The sequence below is a fragment of the Pseudomonas sp. B611 genome, from assembly GCF_055407965.1.
In genome coordinates this window covers 182,172-192,235 of sequence record NZ_JBUZST010000008.1, presented here as the reverse complement: position 1 = coordinate 192,235, position 10,064 = coordinate 182,172, and the positions used below count along the sequence as shown (strand labels likewise).

At 59.7% G+C, this 10,064-nt stretch carries 8 protein-coding genes; all 8 read right to left on the bottom strand.

The annotated features are described in order from the left end of the window. The coding region (locus tag ACZRMO_RS19000; protein WP_463973848.1) for a T6SS phospholipase effector Tle1-like catalytic domain-containing protein at positions 1 to 1,492 on the bottom strand (1,492 nt) is incomplete at its 3' end. Further along, positions 1,480 to 2,001 (bottom strand): DUF3304 domain-containing protein, encoded by a 522-nt coding sequence (locus ACZRMO_RS18995; RefSeq protein ID WP_463973847.1) that lies wholly within the window; start codon positions 1,999 to 2,001, stop codon positions 1,480 to 1,482. The genes ACZRMO_RS18995 and ACZRMO_RS19000, both read right to left, overlap by 13 nt. Continuing rightward, positions 1,998 to 2,747: a DUF4123 domain-containing protein gene (locus ACZRMO_RS18990; protein ID WP_463973846.1), complete on the bottom strand. Its 750-nt coding sequence runs from the start codon at positions 2,745 to 2,747 to the stop codon at positions 1,998 to 2,000. Before ACZRMO_RS18990 ends, ACZRMO_RS18995 begins: the two co-directional genes overlap by 4 nt. 15 nt (positions 2,748 to 2,762) lie before the next feature. After that, a complete protein-coding gene (locus tag ACZRMO_RS18985; RefSeq protein ID WP_463973845.1) occupies positions 2,763 to 5,156 on the bottom strand; it encodes a type VI secretion system Vgr family protein in 2,394 nt (797 codons plus the stop codon). A 192-nt stretch (positions 5,157 to 5,348) separates the two neighbouring features. After that, positions 5,349 to 6,878: a DHA2 family efflux MFS transporter permease subunit gene (locus ACZRMO_RS18980; protein ID WP_124528957.1), complete on the bottom strand. Its 1,530-nt coding sequence runs from the start codon at positions 6,876 to 6,878 to the stop codon at positions 5,349 to 5,351. Then, positions 6,878 to 8,071, bottom strand: coding sequence for an EmrA/EmrK family multidrug efflux transporter periplasmic adaptor subunit (locus tag ACZRMO_RS18975; protein ID WP_463973844.1), 1,194 nt, complete (start codon positions 8,069 to 8,071; stop codon positions 6,878 to 6,880). The genes ACZRMO_RS18980 and ACZRMO_RS18975 overlap by 1 nt, the downstream gene beginning before the upstream one ends. Before the next feature lie 15 nt (positions 8,072 to 8,086). Further along, positions 8,087 to 9,538, bottom strand: coding sequence for an efflux transporter outer membrane subunit (locus ACZRMO_RS18970; RefSeq protein WP_463973843.1), 1,452 nt, complete (start codon positions 9,536 to 9,538; stop codon positions 8,087 to 8,089). After that, positions 9,535 to 10,008 (bottom strand): MarR family winged helix-turn-helix transcriptional regulator, encoded by a 474-nt coding sequence (locus ACZRMO_RS18965; RefSeq protein ID WP_463973842.1) that lies wholly within the window; start codon positions 10,006 to 10,008, stop codon positions 9,535 to 9,537. The genes ACZRMO_RS18970 and ACZRMO_RS18965 overlap by 4 nt, the downstream gene beginning before the upstream one ends. Positions 10,009 to 10,064 lie beyond the last annotated feature (56 nt).

Here is a 10,064-nt window from a genome sequence, read left to right as displayed (position 1 = left end):
CATCGTAGGCCGTGGTCTCGTGGGCTTGAGTGAAAAAGGGTTGGTGTTTGTAGCTGTCGTTGGCAAAACGGCCGATGCGCCAGCCGGTGATCCAGCCCAGTTGGTCGGCCAGGGTGTCTTCGACAGTGGTGGTGAGCTGGATGGGTTGGTAGGACCAGGGTGGAGCGGCGGTGGGTGGGTCGGAGGGGATGCCTGGGAGGGTTTGGCGCCAGGCGTTGAAGCGTTCGATAACGAGGGGGCTGATATCGAACTCTTCTTTTGTGTCCGGCCCCAACCTCCGCCAAGACTCGTTGCGCTGCAAGCTTTCAGGCAATGCCTGCTCCGGAACCTGCAACGGTGCGCCCGCAGCGAAGGCTTCGGCATATAGGTCGTGCAGGACGATCTGTGAAACTAGTTCATCGGTGCCACCGCGTGCCTTGCCCTGATCATTTTTTGGGTAGCCGCCCCCCACATCGGAATGAACACCGGGATAGACCACTTCGATGGTGTTGGCTGGGTACTTGCCATCCTCATTGCGTATCGAATCCAGCGGGAAACACGAGCGCTGTTCGAAGCCTGCGACAAAGTGTCGACAGCACTTGACCATATCCGGAAAGCTTTGGGCGTCGGGCAATAATTGAGTGTTATCAGCCCAATCCATGTGCCCTGCAAAAAACGGCGCAGCATGAGCGATACCGACCGAAGCTACGGTATCCAGCAGGCCGAGAAATTCGACACTGATGGGCAAACCAATCAGGCTTTGCTCGGGCAGTTCGGCACCTTCTGGGGTGTCGAATAACTGGCTTAGCCAAGTGACAAAAGTACGAGCCTCTGCGGCGCCTCGGGAGAAGCCGTATACGAAGAGTTTGATTCCCAGAACCTTGGGCTGCGCTACCGGCACGCGGGCTTTCAAGGGGGCAAGCAGGCTGGTCATTACAGAGCGACGATTGCTTGGGCCAAGGGTACTCATCAAGGGCGTAGGCCACGTGCTCATTTTGCTGACAGCTTTCGCACGATCATCCTGCGACAAAGGAACACCGGCCAACGACGAATACATGGCGTCGGCGACAGATACCAAAGCCCAGTTGATGCGATCCTCGCCTCCGGTGGCGTACTTCAACCCAGCCTCGCTGTAATCTAGCTCTCCCACTTCCGGAAACGGAGTACCGACACCGGGCATATAGTAAGAGTAATAGCCGCTCCCTTTAGCTTCATCATCCTGAATCGACGCATGATAGAGCTTGGCGATATTACTGGGATGCTTCTTCTTGGTGTCATTATTGTCGTTGTTATTGGTCCCATCGAAAAACAGGCTTATGTGCATACTATGACAACATATAAAGCGCTGACTCCTTCCAGCAGAATCAGGATGTCGACAAAAGCGGCTCTCTTCAGCTGTTTGTCTACAATAGTTAGCGCCCACCATTGAAATCTCAGTAGGTAAGCGACCACCAAGAGGAAAAACAGGTGCCCCAAAAGCTTTATCTGCAAGTTGATTTCTTATTTTGGACATACAGCTGGCTCCTTTGCGCGCCTAGGCTCTCTGATCGGATAATCTGGTCGACCATATATCGCACAAGCAGTAGTAACCGCGACGCGACTGCAAGTTAAGAAATGCACCTTTAGGTCACAAGATTTTTTTTCAGGCCACTCCGGAACATCAACGGCTACGCTGTAACGTCGATAATTGGATTTATGCTTGACCATAAAGGCTTTGAACTCATCCGTTCCTAACGGAGGCGTAGCAGCATCGCTATTCGGATCAACCTCCCACTCAACATCCACCTTCAACCCCGGCCGCCATTTAACAGGCATAATAATGCAACACGAACTCCCACCTCCGCCGTGCGCCCTATAACCATTCACCGAAAACCAATTAATCGCAGTCCCTTCAACATGATTAATCGCTGCTATATTCCCGGCCACCATTTTATTTTCGGCAAACACACACCCCAACAACATTAAAGTCGCCAGGCCGCACCCCACAAAACCAAAACAAAGCAAGCAACTCTTCAATCTCATAACCTGCTCCTTACATACTCATTAAAATCACCAAAATAATTTTCCCGACTGGCCTCCAAGGCGAATGAGTAGAACAAAGAAAAACGCTGCTCCCGGCCTCCGAGTGCTTGATAAAACTCTCCGCTGTTCATTAATTCCTGCGCATCGCTGATACACCCCATCAACTCGAACTGTTCGTCGCTCATCTCCAGAAAAGGTGAAACGTGAACGGCGCTCTTTCCACTCAACGCGTGTCCCTTGAGCCACTGCACTTGCTCATCTCGATCAAACCAGCTCCAAAAAAAAGCCAGTTGCCGAAACTCGGCGCGTTGTTCGTCGGTAAAAATCGAAGACATCAATGAGGGAAAGCTGCGCGGGTCGTAGTAACGCAACAGGCCGGCCTTACCACCCCAGCGAATTTGCGAAAGTGATCGCAGCGCGTGACTCAGGGTTTCAAAGGCCAGTGGCGAGATCACCACCAACACGCGTGCATCGGCTGCGCCGTGAGTCAGCAGTTCCTCCAGCCAGGCTTTATGCCGCCAATGGGTCAAGTCCAGGCGCATCAATAGGGGCGCCTGGTCCAGCATGTGTTCCTCGGGGGTTCCCGTGAACAGTGAAAACCAAGAGATCGCTGGCCTTATTTGCTCCAGCGCCCCGGTAAGGTCGGTGTGCCAGGCGGCCTGATCAAACAACAGATCTACGTAGTGCACACCAGCGGTGGCACATACGTGCTCGATCTGGTCTTGCCATGGGATAGGTGCTGCCATTTCACGATCTCCTGATCAACCTTCACGTATCAAAAGGGTGATGGCCTTTGCGCGTGCTCTCTTAAGGCAGTCCTCACACACCGACTGCGGCAACTCCCGCAACGCGAACTCCTGGCCCGCAGGCCCCTCCCACACATGCTGCCCCTTGAGGAGCAACTTGCCGGGGCTGTGGATGTCGATTGCGCCACTCGGGTGGATGCGCAGGTAACCGCCGCCACACCCCAGGGTGATGCCGTTCCTGGCGGTCAGGTGTACTTGCCCCTGCACCGACTGCACGCTGATGTCCTGCTGTGCGATCAAGTTCAGCAAATCACCGTGGGATTCGATTTCCAGCGGTCCCTTGCCCGAGACCAGGCGTATGCCTTGCTGCTGAGCGAGCAAGGAAATACCTCTGTTGGCGTGGGCCGAGAGTTGCTCGGCGGCGGCTAGATGGATGTCGTCGAGGCTTTGCAGGTACAGCGCGTCGCCGCTTTTGAGCAGCAGGCTGGACGGCGTAACCGCGCCAATTCCCTGGGGGGCGCTGAGCAGGATGACGGGGGCTGCCAGGTCTTTTGCGTCGGCCTGCAACTGCTGCAAACCGTTGAGGGACGGTTGAGGACTTCGATGGGCCTGGGCGATTGCCTGCCAGTCGGCAATTTGCTGCGCAGCACCCTGAATCAGCTGCGTGGCCGGGTCCATCACCAAGACCGCGCCAGAGGCTTTGCTCTGTTGATCCGCGCTGATCAGCAGGCCCTTCGCGGCCCGCACCGCGCCCCAGCCGTCAGTGCGCAGTTCAAACCCCTCGCCGCGTTTTTTCTTTCCGGCATCGACGATATGACCGAGGTTTAGCTGGCTCTTGCCGCTGTATTCGGTGCTGAGCTTGATGTGTTCCTCACCCCGGGTGTCATCCATGCGCAATTTGTTGTTGGCCGGCGAACGCAGCACATTGCGTTTGTAGTTGCGCAGGGTGACGTGATCAGGGTGTTCACTGTCGTGCAGGGCGTGGGCGATGTAGGGGCGGTCCGGATCACCTTGCTCGAACGCCACGGCCACTTCGGTGCCCGCAATCAGTGGCAGGTGCAAACCGTGCGTGTCGCCCGCATAAGGCCGCGCAAGGCGTAGCCACAGGCTTTCCTCGCCGCGCTTCCAAGTGTCGCGATCAAACAGGAAATTGACCTTGTAGCGCCCCTCCAGATCGATGTGCGCGTAAGGGTCGTTCACCCCCGGGTTGGAGACACGGGCCGGGACGGTACCGGCGATGCTTGGCTTGGGTAGCAACGGTGGTCGGAAACACACGGTCTCCGAATAGGGGATGGCGCCGAAGCTGACCTCGAGGCTGCGATCACGGGCAGCCCGGGCATTCAGCTCGATGATCACCACCCTCGGCATAAACGCCTGAGGCGCACCGTCGGTAATGGTCAGGACCTGGCCTGGCGCCAGCGTTGCGCTGGTGCTGAGCCCGCTGAGCCGGGTCTGGTTATTGAGGTAGCGTTCATGGCGCAAGCGCGCGTAGCTGTAGCCGCTTTCGGTGGGCAGGTCCTCGTCAGCGTCCAGCCTGTTCCCGAGCACGCTGTAGGGTTCGGCGTAGTGGTAAGCCTCGCCATAAGTGGTAGTGGCACCACGGGTCTGGTCGATGTCGCCGTCGAGCCAGGCATTGGCATCCCGGTATTGATAGGCGCGAACGTTGACGTGTTGCTCTACAACCTGATGGTGGGTTTGCAGTTTCCACACACAGTCCTGATCGCGGCTCAGCCCGGAGGGCGGACGATAGGGCAACTCGACGTCGAACTGGTAGTAACGCTGGTGATCGTGAAACTCCACGACATCAAAATTCAATCGCTCATCGTGAACGAAGCGATACCAGATGCCAACGTCGGCCAGCAGCCGCGAAATGAAGGCCAGGTCACTTTCGTCGTACTGCATGACCTGCTCGCGCCTGGGATAGTCGCGCAATAGTTGGAAGTAAAAATCCTGCCCCTCATAACCGTGACGAGTACGCAGGATATGTTCGACGATGTGCGGCACGGATTGCTGCTGGTAAATGCGAAATTGCTTGCCCTGCGCCAACAGCGCCAGGCGCGGTTCCAGGGTGATTTCGTAGCGGCCTTCATCATTGGAGCCAGACAGGCGCTTGAAGCCGGTGACAACCCCGGCCAGCGTGCGAAGTGGTTGGTTTTTTGGTGGTGGCTGCCAAACCAGCACAGGCTTGGGCGGCACGTGAAACAGACTGAACGTCGCGGGCTTGCCCAATATTTGGTCGACGGCGAGGTCACGTTCGGTGCACGTGAATTCGATCTGGTACTTGAAAGGATGACTCAGCCGCTCTTCGCCGTGAAAGGCCAGCACGTCGAGCAAGGGGTCGACACCGTAGACCCTGAGTCTGTGGCGGCTGTGATCAAAGAAAGCACTCGGCAATACGCTGCTAGTCATACCTTGTCATCCCTGGACGGTGCGAAAGTCCAGAGAGTAAAGATTTGCTATCGGTGAATAATGTCGGAAAGGTCCTCTTTAAAAGCAGGGCACTTCCCAACCTATAGCGTCAGTTGCTGATGTGAACACAGATCCAACTGTGGGAGGGGGCTTGCCAGCTCCCACAGGGGATTGCATTCCACACGTCCTGGATCAGTGACCAGAAGCCGCAGGCCCCGCCTTCGCCGTAAACGGCGGCTTCGCCAGCCACACCAGCAACATCAACCCCATGAACATCCACCCCAGCAACGTGAAGTAATCCACGGTGGACATCATGTACGCCTGGCTGGTGAGAATCTGGTCCAGCTGCGTATAGGCCTTCTGCCCTGCCCCACCCAACGCGTCCAGCGCATTGCGCGTGGCCGAGTCGTAGGTGGTCATGTTTTCGCTCATGTACGCATGGTGCTGGTCCGCCCGGCGAATCCAGATCCAGGTGGTCAGCGATGCCGCAAAGCTGCCGCCCAGGGTGCGCAGGAAGGTCGCCAAGCCGGCGCCATCGGCAATCTGGTGCGGCGGCAAATCGGACATCAGGATGGTCAAGGTCGGCATAAAGAACAGCGCCACGCCGATACCCATGAACAGTTGCACCAGGGCGATGTGCTGGAAGTCCACCTGGTTGGTGAAGCCCGCGCGCATAAAGCAGCTCAAGCCAATCGCCAGGAACGCCAGGCCCGCCAGCAAGCGCAGGTCGAACTTGTGCGCGTACTTGCCCACGAACGGCGACATCAACACCGGCAGGATGCCAATCGGCGCCACCGCCAGGCCGGCCCAGGTCGCGGTGTAGCCCATCTGGGTTTGCAGCCATTGCGGCAGGATCAGGTTGATGCCAAAGAAGCCCGCGTAACCGAGGATCAACACGATGGTGCCGATGCGGAAGTTGCGGTAGGCAAACAGCCGCAGGTTGACCACCGGGTGTTTGTCGGTGAGTTCCCAGATGATGAACACTGCCAGGGCAATCACCGAAATCGCCGCACCGATGATGATGAAGTTGGATTCGAACCAGTCCAGGTCATTGCCTTTGTCGAGGATGATCTGCAAGGCGCCGACGCCGACAATCAAGCTCAGCAGGCCGACGTAATCCATCGGCTGGTGACTGGTGACCACCGGGCGTTTCTTCAGCTGCGAACGCACCACCATCACCGCAAAGATGCCGATGGGCACGTTGATAAAGAAGATCCACGGCCAGCTGTAGCTGTCGGTGATCCACCCGCCCAGGATCGGCCCGGCAATCGGCGCCACCACCGTGACCATCGCCAGCAGCGCCAGGGCCATGCCGCGCCTCGCCGGCGGGTAGACCGCGATCAGCAACGTCTGGGTCATCGGGTACAACGGCCCGGCGACCAAGCCTTGCAGCACGCGAAAACCAATCAGCTCCGGCATCGAGGTGGAAATGCCACAGAGAAACGAGGCCAGCACAAACAGGATGGTCGCCCAGAGGAACAGCTTGACCTCGCCAAACCGGCGGCTCAGCCAACCGGTGAGCGGCAAGGCAATGGCGTTACTCACCGCAAACGAGGTGATGACCCAGGTGCCCTGCTCCGAACTCACGCCGAGGTTGCCGGAAATCGTCGGCAACGCCACGTTGGCGATGGTGGTGTCGAGCACCTGCATAAAGGTCGCCAGCGACAGGCCAATAGTGGCCATCAACAGGCTGGGTGGCGTGAAGGAGGCGTTATTGCTCATCAGCGTTGCACAGCCTTGGGCGCGGCAAGGCTGTTGTCATGGATCAACTGGGTGATCATGGCGTCGGCTTCGGCGAGTTGGCGGTCATACACGTTGGTGCTGAACGAGGCTTTTTGCGGCGCCTGTTGCGCCAGCACCGGGCCGCTCTGGTCGTGCAGGTCCACATTGACCACGGTGGACAAGCCCACCCGCAGCGGATGCTTGGCCAGCTCCTCGGCATTGATGTGGATGCGCACCGGCACCCGTTGCACGATCTTGATCCAGTTACCGGTGGCGTTCTGCGCCGGCAGCAGGGCAAACGCACTGCCAGTGCCCGCGCCGAGGCTGTCGATGGTGCCACTGAACTTCACGTCGCTGCCGTAGATATCCGACTCGATGTCCACCGGCTGGCCAATGCGCATATCGCGCAGTTGGGTTTCCTTGAAGTTGGCGTCGATCCACAGCTGGTTCAGCGGGATCACTGCCATCAACGCGGTGCCCGGCTGTACACGCTGGCCCAGTTGCACGGTGCGCTTGGCCACGTAGCCGGTCACCGGTGCAATCAAGGTGCTGCGCGCATCCGTGAGATACGCCTGACGCAGCTGGGCTGCGGCGGCTTGCACGTCCGGGTGGGACGAAATCACCGTGTCATCCACCAGGGCGTTGCTGGTCTTGAGTTGTTGCTCAAGGTTGGTCAGGGCGTTCTTCGCGGCGGTCAGGCTGTCACGGGCGTGGGACAGTTCTTCCTGGGAAATCGCCCCGCCCTGGGCCAGGGTTTTACGCCGGTTGAAGTTGTCCTGGGCGGTTTGCACGTCGGCTTTCTGCGCATTGACCTGGGCCTTCATGCCATCGACGTTGCTGTACAAGCCGCGCACCTGACGCACAGTGCGGGCCAGGTTGGCCTGGGCACTTTGCAGGCCGACGGCGGCGTCGTTCGGGTCGAAGTTGACCAGCACCTGGCCTTCGTGGACCAGGTCGCCATCGTCGGCGCCGATGCTGACCACGGTGCCGGTGACCAGCGGGGTGATTTCCACCACGTTGCCGTTCACGTAGGCGTCGTCGGTGCTTTCGCTGAAGCGCCCGTAAAGCTCGTGCCAGGCCCATACGCCGGCGACGCCGAGGATGACGATCAGCGCCAGGCCGATCAGCATGACCTTGCGTTTGCGTGGGTTGTTGTCTTGCGCTGTTGCGGTGTTGCTGTCGGCAGTGGCCATGACGATTACCTCAAATTATTCCGTACGCGTTGCTGGGGTGGCCGCTGCCACGTTTGCGGCGTTGAACCCGCCACCCAGGGCCTGCATCAATTGAATCGACAGATCGATCTGCGCCGCGTTGAGCGTTGCCAACTGGCGTTGGGCCTGTAGCAATTGCTGCTCGATGCTCAGCACATCCAGGTAGTTGCCGACGCCGGAGCTGTAGCGCTGCACGCCGGTGTCGTAGGACTGCTGGGCGATGTCGGCGGCGTGTTGCTGGGCCTGGATCTGCCGGCCGGTGTCGCGCAGTTGGGTGATGGTGTTGCCAATGTCACCCAAGGCTTGCACCAGGGTTTTGTTGTACTGGGCCACGGCCAGGTCGTAGTCGGCGTCGCGGGCATCGAGGTCAGCACGCAGGCGGCCACCGTCGAAGATCGGCAGCGAGATGGTCGGCGCAATGCTGAAGAAACGGCTGGCCGAACCAAACATCGCATCCCCCAGCAACGACTCGGCCCCGGCGCTCGCGCTCAGGTTGAGGTTGGGGTAGAAGCGGGTTTTGCTCGCGGCGATATTCTTGCTCGCGGCCTCGACACGCCAACGCGCCGCGATCAGGTCGGGACGCCGGCCGAGCAGTTCGGCGGGCAGCACCGACGGCACGGCGACGGCGCCGGGTTTCAGCACATTGGGGCGGCTCAACTCGCCGCCCCGGTCCGGGCCTTTGCCGAGCAACACCGCGAGGGCGATCTTGGCGCTGGCCAGTTGTTTTTCCGCGTCGATCAATTGCGACTGCGAGCTGGCTTCCAGGCTTTCGGTCTGCTGGTACTGATATTGGCTGTCGATGCCCGAGTTCAAGCGACGCTTGCCCAGGTCGAGCATCTGCCGGGTGCGCTTGAGATCGTCATTGGCCAGGTCACGCACGATATGCGCCTGGCCCAGATCGCTGTAGGCCTTGGCCACGTTGGCGGCCAGGGTCAGGCGTGCGGCCTGCTGATCGACTTCGGCGGCGCGGGCCTGGCCCAGCGCGGCTTCCCAGGCGGCGCGCTGGCCACCCCACAGGTCGAAGTTGTAATTGAAGCTGGCGCCGATATTGCGCACGGTGGCGTAGGCATCGCCCTGCCCCAGCGGATCTTTGTCCTTGGCCAGGCGCGAGCGACTGACACCGGCGCTGGCGTCCAGGGTCGGCATGCGCGCGGCATCGGCGGCAAACGCAGCCGCTTCGGCCTGGTGGGCACGGGCGCTGGCGACTTGCATGTCGGGACTGTTTTGCAGGGCCTCGACGATCAGGCCGTCGAGTTGTGGGTCGCCGAGGCTTTTCCACCAGTCGGCGCTCGGCCAAGCGGCTGGCGACAGCGTCACGCCGCTCAGGGATTTACCGGTTTGCAGGGTGTTCGCGTCGAGGCGCTGGCCCTGGGTGTCGAGGCCGCTGAAGTTGGCGCAGCCGGCCATGCTCATGGCCACCAGCACCAGGCAAAGGGCACGTGTGTTCATTCTTTACCTACTCGCTGGATGACGATGGCGTCACCGGCAGCTACCAGAATTTTCTTGAGGATGCGTTCCAGGGTTTGTAACTCGCCGGGCTCCAGGGCGCTGGCCAGCTGATTCATCGACTGGGCGCCGATGTGCGGCAGCATGTCCGCCAAGCGCTGGCCGTCTTCGGTGAGCACCAGTTGCACCTGGCGCCGATCCTGCTCGGAACGCTTGCGCGCCAGCAGGCCCTTCTGCTCCAGGCGGTCGAGCATGCGGGTCATCGAGCCGCTGTCCAGGGACAGGTGGCGGCACAGCTCTGCCGGGGTGTCGACGTCAAACTGAGCAATGATGATCAACACCTTGAACTGCGCGGCGGTGACGCCGTGGGGTTCCATGTGGGTGTCGATAATCCGGTCCTTGAGCAGCGCCGCCCGGCCGAGGAGCAGGCCGAGGTGGCAGTTGCGAAAGCTGTCAGGGGTGAAGTGGGTCATCGGAAGTCACCTTATTACTGCCTAAGCAGTGAATGTGTGACGAGATGTTACTGCTT

Coding starts and splice junctions, on each gene's coding strand:
- ACZRMO_RS18995 (WP_463973847.1), bottom strand. CDS start 2,001: ATGAGATTGAAGAGTTGCTTGCTTTGTTTTGGTTTTGTGGGGTGCGGC.
- ACZRMO_RS18990 (WP_463973846.1), bottom strand. CDS start 2,747: ATGGCAGCACCTATCCCATGGCAAGACCAGATCGAGCACGTATGTGCC.
- ACZRMO_RS18985 (WP_463973845.1), bottom strand. CDS start 5,156: ATGACTAGCAGCGTATTGCCGAGTGCTTTCTTTGATCACAGCCGCCAC.
- ACZRMO_RS18980 (WP_124528957.1), bottom strand. CDS start 6,878: ATGAGCAATAACGCCTCCTTCACGCCACCCAGCCTGTTGATGGCCACT.
- ACZRMO_RS18975 (WP_463973844.1), bottom strand. CDS start 8,071: ATGGCCACTGCCGACAGCAACACCGCAACAGCGCAAGACAACAACCCA.
- ACZRMO_RS18970 (WP_463973843.1), bottom strand. CDS start 9,538: ATGAACACACGTGCCCTTTGCCTGGTGCTGGTGGCCATGAGCATGGCC.
- ACZRMO_RS18965 (WP_463973842.1), bottom strand. CDS start 10,008: ATGACCCACTTCACCCCTGACAGCTTTCGCAACTGCCACCTCGGCCTG.